This is a genomic window from Streptomyces sp. AC602_WCS936 (assembly GCF_019049125.1).
GTDB lineage: Bacteria > Actinomycetota > Actinomycetes > Streptomycetales > Streptomycetaceae > Streptomyces.
Genome location: NZ_JAGMUF010000040.1, coordinates 87,000 through 106,654, shown reverse-complemented (window position 1 = coordinate 106,654; position 19,655 = coordinate 87,000). Strand labels below are relative to the sequence as shown.

Genomic DNA, 19,655 nt, shown 5'->3' with positions numbered 1-19,655 from the left:
CACACGGAGGTCCAACCCGTCATGCCCAAGGACGCCAAGTCCCAAAAGAAACTGCGCAGCAACCGCGCCGCGCTCACCCACAAGGTCGGCTACGCGCTGCGCCACCCCGACCGTGTGGGCCCGTACGTGCGCCGCGCCGGCCGGGACGCGTGGCTGCGGCTCAAGCACCCGGACCACGTCGGCTACTACCGGGCGGTGATGGCCTCCGACGCCCGCCGCAGCCCCGAGGCGGCGGTCGGCAGCCGTACCCACGACCGCTGGCTGGCCCTGGGACAGATGCAGTTCGACTACCTGATCGAGCACGGACTGCGCCCGGAGCATCGCATGCTCGACATCGGCTGCGGCAACCTGCGCGGCGGCCGGCACTTCATCGACCACCTCGACACCGGGCACTACTACGGCATCGACATCTCGCCGGACATACTGATCGCCGCGAAGCAGACGCTGACCGAGCACGGCCTCCAGGCCAAGCTGCCCCACCTGACCATCACCGGGGACCTGAAGCTGGAGTTCCTGCCGGACGGCCACTTCGACGTCGTCCACGCGCACAGCGTCTTCTCGCACTCGCCGCTGAGCGTCATCGACGAGTGCCTCGGGCACGTCGGCCGCATCCTGACCGACACGGGGTTCTTCGACTTCACCTTCGACCGCACCGAGGGCACGGAACACCAGGTGCTGCGCGAGGACTTCTACTACCGCACCGACACACTGCTCACGCTGGCGGCCCAGCACAACCTGCACGCGCGGTTCATGGCGGACTGGGAGAAGCGGCCGCACGGACAGTCCAAGATCCGGGTCAGCCGCTCACCGCTGCCGTCCTGACCTGCGGCCCGCGCCCCGGGTCTCAGGGGCGCGGGTTCACCCGCCGCCAGCCCGGCCGGTCGCCCGCTCCCCGGCGGCCGGCCGCCGCCGCGCAGCGCGGGCAGACCCGGCGGACGGCGTCGGCCGCGCCGCCGGACTCGGGCAGGACGTCACTCCAGCCGACGGCCGGGAACCGGGCCAGCTGCGAGCGGTGCAGGGACAGCCCGCACACGGTCTGGTTCATGCCCTGCTCCCACGCGTGCACCTCGCCGGCCGGCAGCCAGCGGTTGTCCTCCTCGTCCCACCAGCGGCCGGAGGCCGCCACCTCGTAGCGCCTGGTCCTGGCCATCGGCTCCGCCCACCGCCCCTCTCCCGTGCCCCGTCCCACCCGCTTCCGGGTGCCCCCGGGGCACGGCGCCCACACGCGCGTACGTCCTCCTGTGTGATCACTCCGCAAGCCCTTCCGGTTTCGGCCGTTTTGTCTGCTTAGCATGCGGGGTCCGCGCATCCCGGGCAGGACGCCCGCCCCGTACGAGAGGACACCAGATGGCGCCCACGGGCCGTCACCGCCGACCGGCCGAGCACGCCTTCTCCCCGCACGACGCCGTCATGGGCGCCGCCGCGCGGCACCTGGCCCGCCGGCGTTTCCTGACCGTCACCGCGGCCGCCGCCGCGCTCGCCTTCTCCACCAACACCCCGGCCCGCGGCGCGGTGGCCGCACCCGAGCGCGCCGCCCGGATCACCAAGGACCCGTTCACGCTCGGTGTCGCCTCCGGCGATCCGCTGCCGGACTCGGTGCTGCTGTGGACCCGGCTCGCGCCCGAGCCGTTCCTGGAGGACGGCGGCATGGGCACGGAGCGGGTCACGGTCGAGTGGGAGGTGGCCCTCGACGAGTACTTCGCGGCCGTCCTGTTCCGGGGCACCGCCGACGCCCACGCCGAGTACAACCACAGCGTGCACGTCGACGTGAAGGGCCTGACGCCGGGCACCGTGTACTACTACCGCTTCCGGGCCGGAGCCTGGATCAGCCCCGCGGGCCGCACCCGCACCGCGCCGCCGGCGGGCAGCGCCACCGGCACGCTGAGGCTGGGTGCCGTCGCCTGCCAGGCGTACATGGACGGCTACTACACCGTGCTGCGGCACCTGGCCCAGGACGACGTCGACGTGGTCTTCCACCTCGGCGACTACCTGTACGAGTACGCGGTGAACCCGTCGGGCGGCGAGCGCCGCTACACCGACCGCGTCCTGCCCGATGTCTTCAACCGCGAGACCATGACGCTCGCGGACTACCGGCTGCGCTACTCGCTGTACAAGAGCGACGAGGACCTCAAGGCGGCCCACGCCGCGCACCCCTTCGTGGTCGCCTGGGACGACCACGAGACCGAGAACAACTACGCCGACGACATCCCGGAGAACGGCATCCCTCCGGAGGAGTTCCTGCTGCGGCGGGCGGCCGCCTACCGCGCGTACTGGGAGAACCAGCCGCTGCGCGCCGCCCAGCTGCCCCAGGGCCCGGACGCCCAGCTGTACCGCCGGCTGCACTGGGGCACGCTCGCCCAGTTCGACATCCTCGACACCCGGCAGTATCGCTCCGACCAGGCCTACGACGACCGGCCGCACGCTCCCGGTCCGGAGTCGGACGACCCGGCGCGCACCATCACCGGCGCGGCGCAGGAGCAGTGGCTGCTGGAGGGCTGGCAGAACTCGACGGCGCTGTGGAACGTGATGCCCCAGCAGGTCTGCTTCTCCCAGCGCAAGTTCGACGTGACCGCCGACGCCGCGCTCTCGATGGACGCCTGGGACGGCTACCGCGCCTCGCGCGACCGGGTCGTCGCCGGGGCGAAGGCCGCCGGGGTCGAGAACTGGCTGATCCTCACCGGTGACGTGCACGTGGGCTACGCCCTCGACGTCAAGGAGGACTTCGACGACCCGGCGTCGGCCACCGTCGGCACGGAGGTCACCTGCACCTCGGTCGCCAGCGGCCGGGACGGCGTGGAGCAGCCCGCCAACTGGGACGTGTACATGCGGGCCAACCCGCACATGAAGTTCTACAACGGCAAGCGTGGGTACGTCCGCGCCGAGCTCGACCGCCAGGCCACCCGCCTCGACTTCCGGACGGTCTCCGCCATCAGCACGCCCGGTGCTCCCATCACCACGGCCGCGTCCTTCGTCACCGAGGCGGGCAACCCGGGGCTGACCCCCGCCTGACGCCCGCCCGCGTACTGCACTTGGCACCCGTCGCGTCCCCCATCGCGCGAAAGACGCCCGGTGCGGACATGGCCGCGGACCCCACCGGCAAGGACTGTGACTTCGCCGGACCCGCACCACGAACCGTGGTCACCCACCGACACCCGCTGTCTCGCACAGCCCTCGAAGGAGGCACATCGCATGGTCGGCAGACATGCCGCGCGCAGCCGCCGCGCCGCCCTCACCGCGCTCGGCGCCCTGGTCCTGACCGCAGTCCCCGCCGCGGCGTCGGCCGCACCGCCGCCCGCTCCGGGGCCGGCGTCCGCCGCCCGGACGCTCGGCGCGGACAAACCCCCGGCACAGGTGCTGCGTGCCATGCAACGGGACCTGGGGCTGACGCCGGCCCAGGCGTCGGCCAGGCTGGTCAACGAGGCGGAGGCGGGCACCCGCGCGGGCATGCTGCGCAACACGCTGGGCGACCGCTTCGCCGGTGCCTGGGTCAGCGGCGCGACTTCCGCCGAACTGACCGTCGCCACCACCGACGCCGCGGACACGGCCGCCATCGAGGCCCAGGGGGCCACAGCGGCGGTCGTCGAGAAGGGGCTGGCGGAGCTCCGCTCGGTCAAGGAGAAGCTGGACGCCGCCGCGGTGCGCACCGGGACGCGCGAGACACCGGTCTGGTTCGTCGACGTCCGGACCAACCGGGTCGTCGTGCAGGCCACCAGCGAGTCGGCCGCGGCGGACTTCGCCGAGGCCGCCGGGGTCGGGGGCCAGGACGTCGGCGTCCGGGTCTCGGCCGACCGGCCCCGGGTGTTCAAGGACCTCGTCGGCGGCGACGCCTACTACATCGACGGCCAGGCCCGCTGTTCCATCGGCTTCTCCGTCACCAAGGACCAGCAGCAGGGCTTCGCCACGGCCGGCCACTGCGGCGAGCCGGGCGCGACGACCACCGGAGTCGACGAGACCGACCAGGGCACCTTCCAGGCATCCACCTTCCCGGGCAAGGACATGGCCTGGGTGGGCGTCAACGCCGACTGGTCCGCCACCCCGGACGTCAACGGCGAGGGCGGCCAGAAGGTGCAGATCGACGGCTCGGTGGAGGCACTCGTGGGCGCGTCCGTCTGCCGCTCCGGTTCCACGACGGGATGGCACTGCGGTACGGTCCAGCAGCACGACACGAGCGTCAGCTACCCGCAGGGCACCGTCGACGGGCTGACCCAGACCACGGTGTGCGCCGAACCCGGCGACTCCGGCGGCCCCTTCGTCGCGGGCACCCAGGCACAGGGCACCACGTCCGGCGGCTCCGGTGACTGCACGAGTGGCGGGACCACCTTCTACCAGCCGATCAATCCGCTGCTCAGCGACTTCGGCCTCACCCTGAAGACCACCTCCGCCGAGGCGGGCACGCCCGCGCCGCAGGACAACGCGGCGGCGGACGCGTGGGCGGCGGGCCGGGTCTACGAGGTGGGGGCCACGGTGTCCCACGCGGGGCTGCGCTACCGGTGCCTGCAGAACCACCAGGCGCAGGGCGTGTGGTCGCCCGAGGCGACGCCGGCCCTGTGGCAGCGCGTCTGACGGAGCGTGAGCCGGCGCGGTACGGCTCGGGCGCGGGGCCGCCGCGGGAGGCGGCGGTCCCGCGCCCTCGTCATTGTCCGGCGAGGAGCGCGTAGGCGGTGGCGATGAACGGGTCCCGGGCGCGGAAGCGGCGGGTGCAGACCGCGGCCAGGGCCGTGCCGGTGTCGGGCCGGAAACCGAGGAACGCCTGCTGGCCGAGGGTGGCGCCGCTGTGGAAGTACATCGGCCCGCCGTCGGTGGGGTGCCGGAACCACGCCACCGTGTGCACATGGCGGTGTCCCAGCCCGCGGCGGAGCACCGGCACGCGTGCCGCCCGCAGCGCGCCGGCCGCCGGTGAGCGGGCCGGGTCGAGGTGGGCCTCGAGGAAGGTGAGCAGGTCGTGCGGGGTGGAGCGGATGGCGCCCGCCGCCTGGAAGCCGCCCGCGTCGAAGGCCGGGACCGGCGTCCGGCCGTCCCTGCGGTGGCCGGTGGCGTCGGTCTTCTCGTCCTGAGCGCGCAGGGCCGTGCCGCTCAGGCCGAGGGGGCGCAGGACCTGCCCGGTGAGCAGGTCGTCCCAGGTTCTGCCGGTGGTGGCGGCGAGTGCGTGGCCGAGGACGGAGACGCCGTAGTTGGAGTAGTGCCAGCGGGTTCCGGGGCGGTGGCGCGCGCCGTGGCGCAGGAAGGCGCCGGTCAACCGTTCGGCCGGGTAGCGGGCGTAGGGGTTGGTGCGCCAGGCGGGCAGGGCGCGGGGGACGAAGTCGGCGGGCAGGGCCGGGAGTCCCGAGGTGTGGGTGATGAGGTGGGTGAGGGTCACGGGGTGCGGGCCGGCCGGGCGGCCGGGTTCCAGGCAGCCGGCGGCCGGTTCGGCTCCGGTGAGCACACCGCGCCGGATCAGCAGGGTCAGCAGCAGTCCGGTGAGGGTCTTGGAGGCCGAGCCGATCTCGTAGCGCAGGTCCTGGCGGGGGACGGCGGGCGGCGTGCCCGTGCCGCCGCTGTGGAGGGTGCGGCGGCCGTGCCGGGAGACGGCGAAGACGGCGTCGGGTGCGTCGGAGGCGTCGACGGCCTCGGCCAGCCGGTCGCGCAGGGCCGCGTCGTCGGACGGTCCGGGGGGTGGTGGCGTCGGCGGGACGTGCTCGGCCTCGTCGTCGGGTTCGCCCGGCCAGGGCGCGGGACGGGCCGTCATGAGGTGCTGTGCGCCAGTTCGCTGAGGGCGCGGGAGGTGGCCAGCACGGAGGCGTAGGCGGCGACCAGCGTCGGGTGGTAGATCATGTCGAACACCGTGTCGGGGTCGCCCTCGGGCATCGTCCGTACGGCGGGCATGGCGCCGTCGGGCTGCTGCGCGGCGGCGAAGGCCTGCCACGCGGGTTCGTCCAGGGTGGGCCGGGGCAGGCAGGCGTCCACGACGAGGAGTTCGCCGAGCAGGTCCCAGCGCTCCAGGTCCAGCCAGTCGTCGATCCAGACCGGCAGCCAGGTGGCGAGGTAGTCGGCAACGGGCTCGGGCAGGCCGTCGGGCCGCTCGCCCCAGTCGGTGAGGTGGAAGACGGTGTGGGTGATGTCGTAGGCGGTGTGGCCCTCGACCGTCCACGGTTCGGGGGTGCCGGCCAGCCAGGTGGTGCCCACCAGGTCGGCCTCGGGCGGCCGGGCCGGCAGGCCGAAGCGGCGCTGGAAGGCGGACAGACCCAGGCGCCGGGTCGGGGTCACCGGGAACCGCGTCCAGCTGTCCAGACGGTGGTTGAGCACGGTGGCCCGCTCGATCTCGGGCTGGCTGTAACCCAGCTCCCTGAACGGCAGGTACACCTCGAAGGGCACGGGCGAGAAGGGTTCGATGCGCTGCCCGCGTTCCAGCATGCGGCCGCCGTCCAGGGTGTCCCGCCAGACGTGGTCGAGCAGTTGGCGGGCCAGTTGGGCCTGGCGGGAGCCGGCGACGCCCTCGCGGAAGAGGACCTTGCAGATCAGGGCGAGTTCGCCGATCGGCTTGAAGCGCTCGAGGAAGCCGATCTCGGGGTCCACGTCCGGCTCCAGCCGGAAGCCGTCCCGGTGGGCCCAGAGCCACTCCAGGGCGCCCGCTCCGACGCGGTGGATCAGTCGGGTGTCCGTCATCCGGGCACTCCTTGTCCGGCGTGGTCCAGGTCGCGCACCCGTGCCGTGGTGAGGGCCGCGGCGAACACCGCCATGAGGGTGGAGTGGTAGCAGTCGGTGAAGGCGTAGGGGTCGTCCTGGCCCGGTGGGGCGGCGTCCTGGAGGGCGCCCTCCTCGGGGATCGCGCCGCAGGCGTGCTGTGCGGCCGTGACGCGGTGCCAGGCGTCCTCCAGGACGGCCGGCTCCGGCGGGTCCGGCAGGCTCGCCGCCACCGCCAGCAGCTCGCAGCTCAGGTCGTACATGCGGGCGTCGAGGCAGGTGTCCAGCCAGGGCGGCAGCCAGTGCCGCAGGTAGTCCGCCAGGTCCGGTGGCACGCCCTGCGGGGCGCGGCCCCACTCGGTGAGGTGGAAGACGACGTGGGTCAGCGCGTACCCGGCCGCGCGTTCGAAGGTCCACGGTTCGGGCAGGCCGCCCAGCCAGGTGCGGTCCAGCGCCTGCGGCACCGCGCCGTGCGGGCGCAGGCCGCTGCGCCGTTCGGCCTCGATGACGCCGAGCCGCCGGGTGGGGTACTGCTCGGTCAGCCGCCAGCCGCGGGTGCGGGCCACCACGGCGGCCGACGCCTCGTAGCCGGGGTGGCGGTAGCCGGCCGAGGCGAAGGCCGCGTAGACCTCCAGCGGGTAGGTGGCGAAGGGTTCCAGCGACTGCATCAGCGGGAACATCTCGCCCTCGCGGGTCTGTTGCCAGGCGAAGTCCAGCAGCTCGGCCACCGGTGCGTGCAGCGGGTCCGAGGCCGAGGTGCGGGCGGCCACCGACGCGCACACCTGGGCCAGTTCGCCCAGCGGCTTCCAGGTGTGGTTGACCTGTCCGTCCGCCGCGAGCGCGTCCTCGCCGAGTGCGAAGCGGTCGCGGTGGGTCCACACCCAGTTCAGGGCGGCCTCCTCGACCCGCCGGGCGCTCACAGGAGCACTCCGGCCGGCATCAGCCGTGCCGCCTCCAGCTGGAGGGCGACCCGGGGGTCGCTGCCGCCCATGAGCCGTACGAAGTCGAGGCCGGCGTCGAGACCGAGGGTGGCGGGCACCCCGTCCAGCAGGGTGAGCCAGCGTCCGGCTCCGGCCGCCTGCTGCCAGTCGCGGCGGCGTACCGCCCGTACGAAGCCGCGGGCGACGTCCACCGGGCGGCGGCGGGCGGCGCGCATGACCGCGTTCTCCTCGCCGGGCAGCGCGAGCGGCGCGAGGACGGCGAGCTGGTGGGTCAGGTACTGCCAGCCGGCGCCGTCGAGCCAGCGGGCATCGGGTTCCGCGCCCGCCTCGGCGGTGAGCGGGTCGTTCGGGGGTTGTCCCAGCCGGTGCAGGGTCCGGGTCATCGCCCAGTGGCTCCACGCTACGGCCGGGGCCGCGTCGCCGCGGGGCGGATGGGCCGTCACGGCGTCCCGGAACACGGCGAGTTGACCGGGGTCGGGCTCAAGCCTCAACAGGGTGGTGGGCAGCAGCAGGTCGGCGCCCAGGACGCGTACCGCCGCGCGTGCGACGCCGTCGCCCGATCCGCCTGCCGCGAGGGTGCCCCCCGCTCGCACGTGGTCTCCGCTCCGAAGAGCGGAGACCACGTCGGAAGCGAGGTCCAGCACCGTTCCCTGGAGAAGGGCTGACGTGCTCGACTGCTCCATCTCACTGCTCCCGTCGGTCCGTCAACCCTTCTTGGGGCGCGGGGTCGGCGGCGAAAGCAGCAGGGTGGTGCCTCCGGACTGCAGGGCGAGCGCGGCGCACTCGCGGCTGTCGCGGAAGACTCCGTCGGGCTCGGTGGGGTCGAGTGCTGCTTCGATGTCGATGTTCTCGGTGCGGACTTCCTCGAGCACCTTGTCGTTGGAAGGCATTTCACCATCTCCCTCTGGTAGCCAAAGGCCTTCACACCACAGGTGTCCGGGAAGCCACAAAGCATGCCTCTCTTCTCAAAAAACTCATTACGTCACTTCTTCAACAAATCGGACACGAATCGTCCGCCCGCTCAGTGCGGGGTGCGCACCACCCGCAGCGTCCGCACCGACGGATCGGCCGCGTCCGGGATGAGGACACCGTGGTCCGCGCCGCTGCGCAGGTAATCCAGGACCTCTTGGGTGATGACCTCGCCGGGGGCGACGACGGGCACACCCGGTGGATAGGGGCTGATCATCTCCGCGGAGATGCGCCCGGCGGCCCGTTCGGCGGGCACGTGCTCCACCGGGGCGAAGAACGCCGCGCGCGGCAGCATGGCCTGTTCCAGTTCGAGCGCGGAGGGCTCGGGCAGCCGGACCGGCGGCCTGCGTTCGATGGACCCGGCGCCGTCGACGAGCGCGCGCAGGGCGTCCAGCAGCACCTCCTCCGTCCGGTCGTCGTCGGCGTGGGTGATCGAGGCGCTGATGCGGCAGGTGTCGGAGCCGCCGAGGTCGACGTGGCAGTGGTCGCGCACCCATTCGGTCGCCTGCATGCCGCTGATGCCCAGTTCGCGCACGTCGATCACGATCTTCAGGGGGTCGTAGGCGGCGGCGAGCCCGACGTCGACGACCTCCTGTCCCATGGGGCGCAGCCCCGGCATGGCGGCGACCGCCGCACGGACGCGTTCCGCCCGGCCGAGCGCGGCACCGAGCAGTTCGCGGCCCTGCTCGACCATCTGCCGGCGCCAGCCGTCGAGCGTGGCGAACACCAGGGTCGAGGCGCTGGTGGTGCCCAGCAGGTCCTCGCGCTGCTTGAGCACCTCGGGCGAGACCCGGTCGTACTGGAGGTGGAAGACGGAGCTCTGCTCGATGGCGCCGCCCATCTTGTGGACGCTGGTCACCACCAGGTCGGCCTCGGTGTCCATCCCCCAGGCGGGCAGGCCGGAGTGGAACGGCAGGTGGGCGCCCCAGGCCTCGTCCACGATGAGGGGGACGTCGAACTCGTGGCAGACCCGGGCCACGCCCGCGATGTCGGCGCACGTCCCCCAGTCGGTGGGCGTGATGAGCAACATGCCCTTGGCGTCCGGGTGTTCCGCCAGCTTGCGGCGTACGTCGTCCGGCTCGGGCGGGTGGGCGAGGTGCCGCTCGGCGTCGAACTTCGGGTGCACCCAGATGGGTTCGACGCCGTTGACGACGACGGCCGCGACCACGGCCTTGTGCGCGTTGCGCGAGACCAGCAGCTTCTCGCCGGGGCCGGCCACGGCCAGCATCGCGGTCTTGACCGACAGGGAGCTGCCACAGGTGGAGAAGAAGGCGTGCTCGGCGCCGACGGCGTCCGCCATCAGCTCCTGGGCCCGGCTCACCACGCCCTGGGACTGGCGGCGGTCGTCCAGCCCGTTGAGGGAGAGGACGTCGGAGCGGAAGACGTCCATGCCGACGATCTCCGCGACCCTGGGGTCGACGCCGCGGCCCTGCTTGTGTCCCGGCGGCCCGTAGGCGATGTCCCCCCGGCGGCGGAAGTCCTGCAGCGCTTCCAGTACGGGCACCCGCGAGTGATCCATCGTTCCTCCCACGTCGGTTCGGGAAGCGCCGTCCGGTTCCGTCGGCTCGCGGCCGCGCGGCGCATGGAACGTATTGCACCCGCCCCGGCGCCGAAACCCGGCGGGTGTCGCGGCACCCGGGCGGTGGAACCCGGGAACGGCACGCATTCGGAGCATCCGACCCGAGGAGGCCGCGTGACCCGCACGCTCGACGACGTCCACGAGGACATCCGCCAGGAGGTGGCCGGCCGGGCCGGGGCGCTGTGGGACGTCGCGCTGCGGCTGCACGCCGACCCCGAGTACGCCTTCGCCGAGCACCGGGCGGCGGCCCTGCTCTCCGGCGAGCTGGAACGTGCCGGTTTCGCGGTGGAGCGGGGCGTCGCGGGGATGCCGACCGCGTTCGCGGCGCGCTCGGGCCGGGGCCGTCCCGCGGTGGCGCTGCCGCTGGAGTACGACGCCCTGCCGGGCCTCGGCCACGCCTGCGGCCACAATCTGATCGCGGCGGCGGGCCTGGGCGCGGCGCTCGCTCTCCACGCGGTGCTGGGCGGCCGCGCCGGATGCGTCATGGCCGTGGGCACGCCCGCCGAGGAGGGCGGGGGCGGGAAGGCCCTCGAAGTGGACGCCGGGGTGTTCGACGAGGTGGACGCGGCGCTGATGTTCCACCCGGGCGTGTACGACTGGCGGCGGGCACCGCTGACCGCGCAGGTGCAGTACCGGGTGGCCTTCCACGGGCGGGCCGCGCACCCGACGGGCAACCCGACCGAGGGCATCGACGCGCTGGCGGCCCTGGTGGAGTTGTTCAACGTGCTGGGCGCGGTCGGCCGGCGGCTGCCGGAGGCCTCGCACGTGCAGGGCATCGTCACGCACGGGGGAACGGCCACCAACATCGTGCCCGAGTACGCCCAGGGGCTGTTCGGGCTGCGGGCGGCCACCTCACGAGCGCTGGACGAGCTGGTCGGGCAGCTGGGCGAGTGCGCCGAGGGCGTGGCCCGGGCCACGGGCACGCGCGCCGAGGTGGAGCGCGCCACAGCCCGCTACGACCACTTCCGGGACAGCGGGATCCTGTCCGACCGGTTCGCGGCGCATCTCTCCGGGGCGGGGATCACGCTGACGCCGCCCGTGCCGGGTGTGTACCTGGGGTCGTCGGACATCGGCAACGTGAGTGTGCGGGTGCCGGCCGTCCACCCGTTCGTGGCGATCATGGGCGAGGACGGCTCCGACCACACCCCCGAGTTCGCCGAGGCCGCCGCCTCGGAGCGGGCCCGGGAGGTGACCGTCGCCGCGGCCGCCGCCCTGGCCTGCACCGCGGCGGACGTCCTGCTCCGGCCCGAACTGCGCGCCGAGGCCTGGTCGGCCCATCGCACGGCGGAGGCCGCGGAGCGCTGACCCGGCCGGGCCGGGAGGGGTACGCGGGCGCCGGCGCCTCATGCTCGGCGCAGGCGCCATACGTGGTCCTCGCGGAAGCCCTCGGCGCCCTCGGGGGACGTGCTCGGCCGGCGGGCGGTCTCCTTGGTTTCGACGGTCCACTCGTCGGCCGGCAGGGCCAGTTCGGCGAGGACTCCGTCCAGGGTGGGGAAGACCGCGTCGAACGGCGGTTCGGTCTGCCAGGAGGGCCAGCCGGCGTGCAGGACGAGCAGCAGGGTGCCGCCGTGCGCCACGGCCCGAGCGGCGGCGCGCAGGACCGTCTGCTGGTCGAGCTCGACCGGGGACTGCAAGTAGTGGGCGCTCACCAGGTCGAAGGAGCCCTCGGGGAAGGACTTGCCCAGCTCGTGGCGTTCCCAGGCGACGCGGTCGCCGATCCCGGCGTCCGCGGCGTGTCCGGCGGCGCGTTCGAGTGCGGTGCCGGAGATGTCCACGCCGGTGACCCGCCAGCCGCGCGAGGCCAGCCACACGGCGTCCGCGCCCTCGCCGCAGCCCAGGTCCAGCGCCGTACCGGGGGCGAGGCCGCTCGCCTCGCGGACCAGCAGGTCGTTGGGGCGGCCGCTCCAGACGCGGTCGGTGTCGCGGTAGCGCGCTTCCCAGAACTCCGCGGCGGGAGCCGTCGCGGGCGTGTCGGTCATGATGCCTCCTGGGGCGGACGGGCCGTCTGCTCGGCCGGGCGCGAGACGGTCTCGCGCCCTGCGTGCAGGCTGCACCCGCGGAAGCCGGAACGACAAAGATCTTTGCCGTTCCGGCAAGCCGCGCCCGGCGTCAGCGCGCGAGGGCGTCGCCCCCGGACTCCTCGGCGTCCGTGCGCACCCACACCGTGCGCTGCGGGAAGGGGATGTCGATGCCCGCCTCGTCCAGGGCGTCCTTCACCCGGCGGCGCAGCTCGCGGGTGACACCCCACTGCTGGAGCGGCACGGTCTTGACCGCGAGCCGCACGAGGACACCGTCGGCGTCCAGGGACTGCACGCCCCACACCGCCGGGTCCTCGAGCAGCACGTCCGTGAAGTCCGGGTCCTGGCGCAGGGCGCGGCCGGTGTCCTCCAGGACGCGGTGGACCGTGTCGAGATTGGCGTCGTAGGTCACGGCGACGTCCAGGACGGCACGCGCCCATTCCTGGCTGTCGTTGCGGACCCGCAGGATCTCGCCGTTGCGGATGTGCCACAGTCCGCCGTTGAGATCGCGGACGTGCGTCAGCCGCAGACCGACGTGCTCCACCTCGCCGACGGCCTCCCCGAGGTCGACCGAGTCACCGACGCCGTACTGGTCCTCGATCATGATGAGCAGGCCGGACAGGTAGTCCGCGACCAGGCTCTGCGCGCCGAAGCCGATCGCGAGGCCCACCACCCCGGCGCTGGCCAGCAGCGGTCCCAGCGCGATGCCGACCTGGTCGAGCACCATGGCCACGCCCACCATGAAGAGCACGATGGTCACGGCGCTGCTGAGGACGGAGCCGATGGTGCGGGCGCGCTGTTCGCGGCGCTGCCGTGCCCGGGAGCGGTCGCGGTGCAGTACGGCGGCCCCACGGCTCGTGCGCCGGGGCCGGCTGCTCTCGGTCTCGCCGGACGACGGTTCCAGCACGCGCTGGACGACCCGGGTGATGGCCCGTTTGGCCACCGCGCGCAGCACCAGCAGGACCACGACGATGAGCGCGATGCGCAGCGGGATCCCGATCAGTGCCTCGGTGTGGTCGCCGATCCAGTCCGACCACGAAGCCGCCAACTGCGCGTCCGTACTCGGTCCGGTGGGTGGTGCGGTGTGCGACATCGGCTGGGGTGCTCCGTTCTCGGGGTTGTGTTCGCCGTCGGGCCCGCCTACCCAGGCACCGCTCGAACATGACGCCCGGCGCACTCGTCCCCCTTCCCCACTTGCCCTTTATGTCCGACCGTTGCACCATCCTCACCCGCCACCGACCCATCACCGGCGCCGGCCCGGGCACCCGGCACGGAGTCGTCCACAGCGGAGGGGGACCCGCGGCGTGGTTACCGTTGCCGTCCTACTGCTGCCCGGTCTGGGGCTGCTGTTGTTCACCATGACGTATCTGGAGGACCGGCTCTTCGGCGATCCGGAGCCACCCCGGCACGCCCGGCGCCGGCATCTGCGGCTGCTCCCGGGCGGCAGGGACGAGGCCTCCGAGGCCCGGCGCCCGGAAGAGGCCCGGGAGGACCGTCCACCGGGCCGGCACGCCGCCTGACGTCCGCCGTCCGGCGCCCGTCCGGCGCGGCGGGGCCCGCGAACGCGCCGCGCACGTGCGTCGTAGGGTGGGAAATTGCCCGAGGTGGACGCAGCGCGTGGCAGCGGTCGCGCGACTCGGGCGAGGAGAGCGGATGGACACCGGGAAACTGCCCGACGAGGACGCCGAGTTCGTGGCCTTCTGGCAGGAGCGCCGGGTGTGCTTCCTGTCGACGCCGCGTGCCGACGGCACCCCGCACCTGGTCCCGGTCGGTGTGACGTACGACCACGCCACCCGCACCGCGCGGATCATCACGAGCCGGGGCACCGCGAAGGTGCGCAACATCGAGCGGGCGGAATCCCCCGTCGTGGCCGTGGGCCAGGTGGACGGCAGGCGCTGGTCCACGCTCGAGGGCGTGGCGACCGTGCGCTACGACGCCGAGGCGGTCCGCGACGCCGAGACCCGGTACGCGGACCGCTACCGCCGCCCTCGGGCGAACCCGGACCGGGTCGTCGTCGAGATCGCCGTACGGCGCTTCCTCGGCACCGTGCGCCCCCTCGCGAGGACTCTGGAGGCCTGACCCGACGCGGGGTACGTCACTCGGTCCGGGTCGGTGTGCGCCGGCCGAGGCGGCTGGGCCACCACGCGACGGCGCCGATGTCCCGGGCGAGCGCCGGCACCAGCAGCGAACGCACCACGAGCGTGTCCAGGAGCACGCCGAAGGCCACGATGAAGGCGATCTGCACCAGGAACGCCAGCGGGATCACCCCGAGGGCCGCGAAGGTGGCGGCGAGCACGACACCGGCCGAGGTGATGACGCCTCCGGTGGCGGTCAGCCCGCGCAGGATGCCCTCGCGCACGCCGTGTTCCAGCGATTCCTGCCGGACCCGGGACATGAGGAAGATGTTGTAGTCCACGCCCAGGGCGACCAGGAACACGAACCCGTACAGCGGGACGGAGGCGTCGGTGCCGCTGAAGCCGAACACGTGGGTGAAGACGAGCGCGGAGACGCCCAGGGTGGCCACGAAGTTGAGGGCCACCGTCGCCACCAGCAGCACCGGCATCAGCAGGGACCTCAGCAGGACGATCAGGATGACCAGGATGATGCCGAGGACGACGGGCACGATCAGCGTGCGGTCGTGCTCGGCGGTGCGCTGGGTGTCGTACTGCTGCGCGGTGTAGCCGCCGACGAGCGCGTCCGCGCCGGGCACGTCGTGGACGGCCGTCCTGAGCCGGGCCACCGTGTTCTTGGCCGCGTCGCTGTCGGCCGGCGCCTGGAGCGTCGCGTCGATCCGCACCCGCCCGTCGACCACCTTCGGCTCGCCGCCCCAGGACGGCCGGAGGCGGTCACCGCGTCGGCGGAGGCCACGCCCTCGGTGTCGCGGGCCGCGTCGAGGACGGGGTCGAGCCGGTCGGCGTCCGCGATGATCACCGCCGGGTTGCCGGAGCCGCCCGGGAAGTGCCGCGCCAGGGTCTGCTGGGCGGCGACCGAGGGGGCGTCGCCCACGAAGATCTCGTCCAGCGGCACGCCCTTGGCGGTCAGGGTCGGTGCGAAGGCGGCGCAGGCGACCAGCGCGGCCAGGGAGATCGCCCAGATGCGGCGGGGGGTGCGGTCGACCCGTTCGGCGACGCGGTGCCACAGGCGGTGGCCGGCCTCCGGGTCGCCGGCCCGCACGGGCTTGGCCGGCCAGTAGGCGGCCCGGCCGAGCAGGACCAGGACGGCGGGCAGGAAGGTGAGCGTGCTCAGGACCGCGCAGACGATGCCGATGGCGCCGACCGGTCCGAGCGCGCGGTTGTTGGTCAGGTCGCTGAGCAGCAGGGCCAGCAGCCCGAGGGCGACGGTGGCCGCGCTGGCCACGACGGCTCCCCAGGAGGCGCGCAGCGCGGCAAGGACGGCGGCGAAGCGGTCCGGGTGGCGGGGCAGTTCCTCGCGGAAGCGGGCGGTGAGCAGGAGGGCGTAGTCGGTCGCGGCGCCGATGACCAGGATGGAGAGGATGCCCTGGACCTGCCCGTCGACGCGGACGACGTCGCGGTCGGCGAGAGCGTAGACGACGGCGCAGGCCAGGCCCAGCGCGAACACGGCACTGATGATGATCACCAGGGGCAGCAGGACGCTGCGGTAGACGAGCAGCAGGATCACCAGCACCGTGACCAGTGCGACGCCGAGCAGCAGTCCGTCGATGCCCGAGAACGCGTCGGAGAGGTCGGCCTGGGAGGCCGCCGGTCCGGCGAGCTGCGCCCGGGTGCCGGGGACCTGCCCGGCGGCCTCCTCGATGCGCTCCAGGACGTCGGGCAGGCGGTCGCCGAGGCCGGGTTCGACCTGGACGACGGCCTGCAGGGCCTCGCCGTCGCGCGAGGGCACGGCCGGGGAGGCGGGACCGACGATGCCGGGCTCGCCCTCCAGGCCCGCGACCGAACGCGTGGCCTCTTGCCGGTGCCCCGCGGCGGCGCCACCGTCGTCCGCCGTCCACACGACGATCACCGGGAGGGTCTCGTCCTGCTGGAAGGCCTTCTGCGCGTCGATGACCCGCGTCGACTCGGCGCTGCGGGGCAGGAAGGCGGCCTGGTCGTTGGTGGCGACCTCGCCGAGCTTCCCGGCGTACGGGCCGAGGGTGCCGCCGATGCCGAGCCAGACCAGGAGCAGGACGAGGGGGACGAGCCAGCGGGCCCGTCGGGAGGGGTTGGTCATCGGGTTCAGGTCTCCTGGTCTCAGGTCTCGGTCACAGTAGCTCGATCATAAACAATCTCAATGATTGAACTAACTGGGTCGCAGTCCGTGTCGTCAGCGGTCCTCCGACCGCACCAGGCCCAGTTCCTCGTTCATCGCCGCCAGGAAGCGGAGCACGACCGCCAGTTCGGCGTCGTCGAAGCGCGCGCGGGTGGCTGCCGCCGCTTCGGCCAGTGGACGGAAGTACGTGCGGGCCGCGGCGCGCGCGTCGGGCACGTAGTGCAGGTGGACGACCCTGCGGTCGGCGCTCTCCCGGACCCGTCGGACGTGCCCCGCACGCTCCAGCCGGTCCACGCACGCCGTCACCGCGCCGGAGGTGAGGCCCAGGTGCTCGCGCAGTCGCCCCGGCGTCATGGGCTCGCGCGCGTCGAGGATCGCCGCGAGCGCCTGGACGTCGGTGGCGTGCAGACCGTGGGTGCCGGCGAAGCTCTGCACGAGGCGGTTGATCTCGCCGTTCATCCGCCGCAACTGCACGGCCAGGGCCTGGAGGTCGCCCGCCTCGGGCCCGGTGCCGGTCCCCCGCTCGCTCGCGTGCTGTCCGCGCTGGTTCGCTGTCGCCACGCGATCAGCGTATAGAAGGGCCGAGGGGTCGCCGTGCAGACCGCCCTGGACGCCGGTGCGGCTCTTCCGTGCGGGCGTTCTCCTTCCGGTCAGGCCAGCGGGTCGTGGCCCCAGTTCATGAGCGAGTACCGCCAGCGGGTGTCCTCGACGTCGCCCGAGGGGCGCTGGGCCAGGTGGCGGCGGATGTAGCCGACGACCTTGCGCATGTGCTGGTGGTCGTCGTCCGAGAGGTCGCCCTTATTGGTCCGCAGGATGTCCACGATGCGGCGTCCGGAGGCGTGCCCGGTGGACTCTCCGCCGTCCTTGTGCTGACCGGCGTCCCGCGACCGGTCGGAGGCCAGCCACTTCTCCAGGTCGGCCGGTGTCATGTTCACCAGCTCGCGGAACTCGTCCCAGGTCTTCTTCCGCTCATCGGCGTCCACGGCGCCTCACTTCTTCTTCTTGAGCGCGGACGGCTTGTGCACCGCCGGCTTGCCCGACTTGTCGCTGCGGACCTGGTACTGCGGGTCGTCGGAGGAGGCGTCGACGGTGCGGCCCGCGGCCTCGGTCCGCTCAGTGATCTTCTTCTCCACCTCGCCCTCGGTCTCCGTGCCGTGGGTGCTCCAGGCGACCTTGTCGCCCTTCTTGAGGCCGTCGCCGTGGTCGCGGTTCTTCGCCATCTCGGTGCTCCTTCACTCGCGGTGCCCGGTGCTCGCCGTGCGCGCTCCTTCCGGCTCCTCCACAGCCTGGGCCCCGTGCACGGGTCGCACCACTCGGACGGTGCCCCCAGGGAGGCGTCACGGGGGCGCCACGGGGGCGCCGGAACTGTCGTTCACTGCCGAACTATCCTGGCCCCGGTGCCGCCGTCCACCACCCCACCCGTCACCGCCGCCGTTCCAGGAGCAGCCCGTTGAACACCAGCACAGCCACCCCGGACAGCTACTACGAGCGCATCGACGAGCACCGCTACAAGCCCACCCCGCACGCGGGCGGCGCGTGGAGCGCGGACGAGCAGCACTTCAGCCCGCTCGGGGGCCTGATCGTCCACGCCGTCGACCGCCATCTGGCCGGACGTGCCGGTGCGGCCATGTCGCTGAGCCGGATCAGCTTCGACATCCTCGGCCGACCGGCGCTGGACGAGTGCGAGATACGGGTGGAGACCGTACGGCCCGGACGCACCATCGAGCTGGTCGAGGCGACCGTGTTCATCTCGGGCCGCTCGGTGACACGGGCCAGGGCCTGGCTGCTCGCCGACGTGGACACGCAAGCGGTCGCCGCGGGTGCCGCGGCCCCGCTCACCCCACCGCACGACCTCGCCTCCTGGCCCATGGCCACCCAGTGGCCCGGCGGCTACATCGCCTCCCTGGACGTACGCCCGCTCGCCCCGCCCCGGCCGGGCCGCACCACCGCCTGGGTCTCCACCGGACTCGACCTGGTCGCCGGCGAGACGGCGAGCCCGCTGGCGTCCTACGTGGCGCTGGTCGACACGGCCAACGGCATCGCGGTGCGGCAGTCGCCCGCGGAGTGGATGTTCCCGAACGTCGACCTGACCCTGCACCTGCACCGCGCGCCGCGCGGTCGCTGGACGGGCCTCGACACCACCGTGGTCTTCGGCCCCACCGGCCAGGGCATCACCAGCACGGTGCTGCACGACCTGGACGGCCCCGTGGGTCACGCCCAGCAGCTGCTCACCGTCCGCCCGCAGCCGACGGTCAGGACGGATTGAGGACCAGCCGGCCGCGCACCTCGCCGGCCTCCAGTCGGCGGTGGGCGTCCGCCGTCATCGACAGCGGCAGCCGGTCGGCGACGCGGGGGCGCCAGGGGGTGTCCCGCAGGAGGCGGACGACGCCGTCCGCCGCGTCGGCGAGGTCGGCGGTCGTGGCGTTGCTGATGGCGAAGCCCACGATGCTCGCGTCCCTGGTGTAGAGCCGCCCCACCGGCAGTTCGGTGGCCCCGCCGCCCAGTCCGACCATCGCGACCAGGCGCCCGCCGTGTGCCAGCGCCTCCACGGAGTCGGCGAGCACGGCGTGCCCGGAGGTGTCCAGGTGCACGTCGTAGCCGTCGGGGGCGGCCCGGCGCACCCGCTCGCCGAGGCCGGGGGCGCGGTGGTCGAGGACTTCGGCGGCGCCCAGGGCCCGTACCGCCTCGGCCTCCTCGGCCCGCGCGGTGGCGACCACGCGAGCCCCGGCCCGCGCCGCCAGTGCCACGGCGGCGCCACCGACGTTCCCGGCGCCGCCGCCGACGTACACGGTCTCCCCCGCCCCGAGCCGGCCGTGCCGGAACAGCGCCAGCCAGGCCGACGCCGCCGGGTGCGCGGCCGCCACGAGATCCTCGCCGGCGATGTCCGGCGGGGCGGCGTAGAGCCGTTCGGCGGCGACCGTCGCGTACTGGGCGCAGGAGCCCTGCCGGCCCGCGTGCCCGAGGCTGTTGCACCAGACCCGCTGTCCGGGCGCGAAGCCCGCGGCGCCGGGGCCCGCCAGGGCGACCTCGCCCACCAGGTCCCGGCCGACGACGAAGGGGAAGGGCAGCGGCGTGGCGTACGCGCCGGAACGTACGAAGGTGTCCACGGGGTTGACGGCGACCGCCCCGACCCGCACGAGCACGTCCGTGGGTCCGACCGCCGGCACGGGCAGTTCCCCGTGACGGATGTGGTCGGCCGGGCCGACGGAGTCGATGTACGCCGCGCGCATCGCGTCGGGGACTTTGTCGGTCATGGCCTCA

Annotated in this window: 20 protein-coding genes and 1 pseudogene; 7 read left to right on the top strand and 14 right to left on the bottom strand. The window is 73.6% G+C overall.

What is annotated here, in order from left to right; all coding sequences use genetic code 11:
• Nucleotides 1-21 precede the first annotated feature (21 nt).
• Nucleotides 22-822 (top strand): class I SAM-dependent methyltransferase, encoded by an 801-nt coding sequence (locus KUM03_RS15770; RefSeq protein WP_217249039.1) that lies wholly within the window; start codon nt 22-24, stop codon nt 820-822.
• 22 nt (nt 823-844) lie between these two features.
• Here KUM03_RS15770 and KUM03_RS15765 read toward each other — a convergent pair whose 3' ends face one another.
• Nucleotides 845-1,150 (bottom strand): hypothetical protein, encoded by a 306-nt coding sequence (locus tag KUM03_RS15765; protein ID WP_217249037.1) that lies wholly within the window; start codon nt 1,148-1,150, stop codon nt 845-847.
• A 197-nt stretch (nt 1,151-1,347) separates the two neighbouring features.
• Here KUM03_RS15765 and KUM03_RS15760 point away from each other — a divergent pair, with 197 nt between their 5' ends.
• Nucleotides 1,348-3,009 carry an alkaline phosphatase gene (locus KUM03_RS15760; protein ID WP_217249033.1) on the top strand — a complete coding sequence of 554 codons (1,662 nt, stop codon included), beginning with the start codon at nt 1,348-1,350 and terminating at the stop codon, nt 3,007-3,009.
• A gap of 180 nt (nt 3,010-3,189) precedes the next feature.
• On the top strand, nt 3,190-4,563 hold the full coding sequence (locus KUM03_RS15755; protein ID WP_217249031.1) for an alpha-lytic protease prodomain-containing protein: 1,374 nt from the start codon (nt 3,190-3,192) through the stop codon (nt 4,561-4,563).
• 70 nt (nt 4,564-4,633) lie between these two features.
• Here the strand turns inward: KUM03_RS15755 and KUM03_RS15750 are convergent, their stop codons facing one another.
• The 6 genes from KUM03_RS15750 to KUM03_RS15725 all read right to left on the bottom strand — a co-directional run bounded on the left by KUM03_RS15750 (nt 4,634) and on the right by KUM03_RS15725 (nt 10,089).
• Complete coding sequence (locus KUM03_RS15750) at nt 4,634-5,725, bottom strand: serine hydrolase (protein WP_217249026.1); 1,092 nt, start codon at nt 5,723-5,725, stop codon at nt 4,634-4,636.
• Nucleotides 5,722-6,642 (bottom strand): hypothetical protein, encoded by a 921-nt coding sequence (locus tag KUM03_RS15745; protein WP_217249025.1) that lies wholly within the window; start codon nt 6,640-6,642, stop codon nt 5,722-5,724. The genes KUM03_RS15750 and KUM03_RS15745 overlap by 4 nt, the downstream gene beginning before the upstream one ends.
• Nucleotides 6,639-7,580, bottom strand: a complete 942-nt coding sequence (locus KUM03_RS15740; protein ID WP_217249024.1) for a hypothetical protein — start codon at nt 7,578-7,580, stop codon at nt 6,639-6,641. Before KUM03_RS15740 ends, KUM03_RS15745 begins: the two co-directional genes overlap by 4 nt.
• Nucleotides 7,577-8,284, bottom strand: coding sequence for a hypothetical protein (locus KUM03_RS15735; protein ID WP_217249022.1), 708 nt, complete (start codon nt 8,282-8,284; stop codon nt 7,577-7,579). The genes KUM03_RS15740 and KUM03_RS15735 overlap by 4 nt, the downstream gene beginning before the upstream one ends.
• Before the next feature lie 21 nt (nt 8,285-8,305).
• A complete protein-coding gene (locus tag KUM03_RS15730) occupies nt 8,306-8,491 on the bottom strand; it encodes a hypothetical protein (RefSeq protein ID WP_217249020.1) in 186 nt (61 codons plus the stop codon).
• Nucleotides 8,492-8,622: 131 nt separating this feature from the next.
• The gene (locus tag KUM03_RS15725; RefSeq protein WP_217249018.1) at nt 8,623-10,089 is read right to left on the bottom strand and encodes an aminotransferase class I/II-fold pyridoxal phosphate-dependent enzyme; all 1,467 of its coding nucleotides are present in this window, start codon (nt 10,087-10,089) and stop codon (nt 8,623-8,625) included.
• Between the two features lie 174 nt (nt 10,090-10,263).
• Here KUM03_RS15725 and KUM03_RS15720 point away from each other — a divergent pair, with 174 nt between their 5' ends.
• A complete protein-coding gene (locus KUM03_RS15720) occupies nt 10,264-11,454 on the top strand; it encodes an amidohydrolase (RefSeq protein ID WP_308406326.1) in 1,191 nt (396 codons plus the stop codon).
• A 38-nt stretch (nt 11,455-11,492) separates the two neighbouring features.
• On the opposite strand, the gene KUM03_RS15715 is transcribed toward KUM03_RS15720, so the two are convergent.
• On the bottom strand, nt 11,493-12,128 hold the full coding sequence (locus KUM03_RS15715) for a bifunctional 2-polyprenyl-6-hydroxyphenol methylase/3-demethylubiquinol 3-O-methyltransferase UbiG (protein WP_217249016.1): 636 nt from the start codon (nt 12,126-12,128) through the stop codon (nt 11,493-11,495).
• Nucleotides 12,129-12,258: 130 nt separating this feature from the next.
• Nucleotides 12,259-13,260: a mechanosensitive ion channel family protein gene (locus tag KUM03_RS15710; protein ID WP_217249015.1), complete on the bottom strand. Its 1,002-nt coding sequence runs from the start codon at nt 13,258-13,260 to the stop codon at nt 12,259-12,261.
• Nucleotides 13,261-13,471: 211 nt separating this feature from the next.
• Between KUM03_RS15710 and KUM03_RS15705 the strand changes: the two genes are divergently transcribed.
• Both KUM03_RS15705 and KUM03_RS15700 read left to right on the top strand, forming a co-directional pair.
• A complete protein-coding gene (locus KUM03_RS15705; RefSeq protein WP_217249106.1) occupies nt 13,472-13,687 on the top strand; it encodes a hypothetical protein in 216 nt (71 codons plus the stop codon).
• Between the two features lie 133 nt (nt 13,688-13,820).
• Nucleotides 13,821-14,246 (top strand): TIGR03618 family F420-dependent PPOX class oxidoreductase, encoded by a 426-nt coding sequence (locus KUM03_RS15700; protein ID WP_217249014.1) that lies wholly within the window; start codon nt 13,821-13,823, stop codon nt 14,244-14,246.
• A 16-nt stretch (nt 14,247-14,262) separates the two neighbouring features.
• Here KUM03_RS15700 and KUM03_RS15695 read toward each other — a convergent pair.
• The 4 genes and pseudogenes from KUM03_RS15695 to KUM03_RS15680 all read right to left on the bottom strand — a co-directional run bounded on the left by KUM03_RS15695 (nt 14,263) and on the right by KUM03_RS15680 (nt 17,614).
• Nucleotides 14,263-16,355: pseudogene (locus tag KUM03_RS15695) on the bottom strand (MMPL family transporter).
• A gap of 93 nt (nt 16,356-16,448) precedes the next feature.
• Entirely contained in the window at nt 16,449-16,955 is a 507-nt protein-coding gene (locus KUM03_RS15690) for a MarR family winged helix-turn-helix transcriptional regulator (RefSeq protein ID WP_217249012.1), read from the bottom strand.
• 89 nt (nt 16,956-17,044) lie between these two features.
• The gene (locus tag KUM03_RS15685; protein WP_217249010.1) at nt 17,045-17,377 is read right to left on the bottom strand and encodes a DUF3140 domain-containing protein; all 333 of its coding nucleotides are present in this window, start codon (nt 17,375-17,377) and stop codon (nt 17,045-17,047) included.
• Nucleotides 17,378-17,383: 6 nt separating this feature from the next.
• Nucleotides 17,384-17,614: a DUF2945 domain-containing protein gene (locus KUM03_RS15680; RefSeq protein WP_217249008.1), complete on the bottom strand. Its 231-nt coding sequence runs from the start codon at nt 17,612-17,614 to the stop codon at nt 17,384-17,386.
• A gap of 230 nt (nt 17,615-17,844) precedes the next feature.
• Here KUM03_RS15680 and KUM03_RS15675 point away from each other — a divergent pair, with 230 nt between their 5' ends.
• Nucleotides 17,845-18,660, top strand: coding sequence for a thioesterase family protein (locus KUM03_RS15675; protein WP_217249006.1), 816 nt, complete (start codon nt 17,845-17,847; stop codon nt 18,658-18,660).
• Here KUM03_RS15675 and KUM03_RS15670 read toward each other — a convergent pair.
• On the bottom strand, nt 18,647-19,648 hold the full coding sequence (locus KUM03_RS15670; RefSeq protein ID WP_217249004.1) for a zinc-binding dehydrogenase: 1,002 nt from the start codon (nt 19,646-19,648) through the stop codon (nt 18,647-18,649). The genes KUM03_RS15675 and KUM03_RS15670 overlap by 14 nt on opposite strands.
• Between the last annotated feature and the right edge of the window lie 7 nt (nt 19,649-19,655).

Bases quoted from the DNA above. Each gene is read 5' to 3' on its own strand.
- KUM03_RS15770 (WP_217249039.1), top strand. From the start codon at position 22: ATGCCCAAGGACGCCAAGTCCCAAAAGAAACTGCGCAGCAACCGCGCC.
- KUM03_RS15765 (WP_217249037.1), bottom strand. From the start codon at position 1,150: ATGGCCAGGACCAGGCGCTACGAGGTGGCGGCCTCCGGCCGCTGGTGG.
- KUM03_RS15760 (WP_217249033.1), top strand. From the start codon at position 1,348: ATGGCGCCCACGGGCCGTCACCGCCGACCGGCCGAGCACGCCTTCTCC.
- KUM03_RS15755 (WP_217249031.1), top strand. From the start codon at position 3,190: ATGGTCGGCAGACATGCCGCGCGCAGCCGCCGCGCCGCCCTCACCGCG.
- KUM03_RS15750 (WP_217249026.1), bottom strand. From the start codon at position 5,725: ATGACGGCCCGTCCCGCGCCCTGGCCGGGCGAACCCGACGACGAGGCC.
- KUM03_RS15745 (WP_217249025.1), bottom strand. From the start codon at position 6,642: ATGACGGACACCCGACTGATCCACCGCGTCGGAGCGGGCGCCCTGGAG.
- KUM03_RS15735 (WP_217249022.1), bottom strand. From the start codon at position 8,284: ATGGAGCAGTCGAGCACGTCAGCCCTTCTCCAGGGAACGGTGCTGGAC.
- KUM03_RS15730 (WP_217249020.1), bottom strand. From the start codon at position 8,491: ATGCCTTCCAACGACAAGGTGCTCGAGGAAGTCCGCACCGAGAACATC.
- KUM03_RS15725 (WP_217249018.1), bottom strand. From the start codon at position 10,089: ATGGATCACTCGCGGGTGCCCGTACTGGAAGCGCTGCAGGACTTCCGC.
- KUM03_RS15715 (WP_217249016.1), bottom strand. From the start codon at position 12,128: ATGACCGACACGCCCGCGACGGCTCCCGCCGCGGAGTTCTGGGAAGCG.
- KUM03_RS15710 (WP_217249015.1), bottom strand. From the start codon at position 13,260: ATGTCGCACACCGCACCACCCACCGGACCGAGTACGGACGCGCAGTTG.
- KUM03_RS15700 (WP_217249014.1), top strand. From the start codon at position 13,821: ATGGACACCGGGAAACTGCCCGACGAGGACGCCGAGTTCGTGGCCTTC.
- KUM03_RS15680 (WP_217249008.1), bottom strand. From the start codon at position 17,614: ATGGCGAAGAACCGCGACCACGGCGACGGCCTCAAGAAGGGCGACAAG.
- KUM03_RS15670 (WP_217249004.1), bottom strand. From the start codon at position 19,648: ATGACCGACAAAGTCCCCGACGCGATGCGCGCGGCGTACATCGACTCC.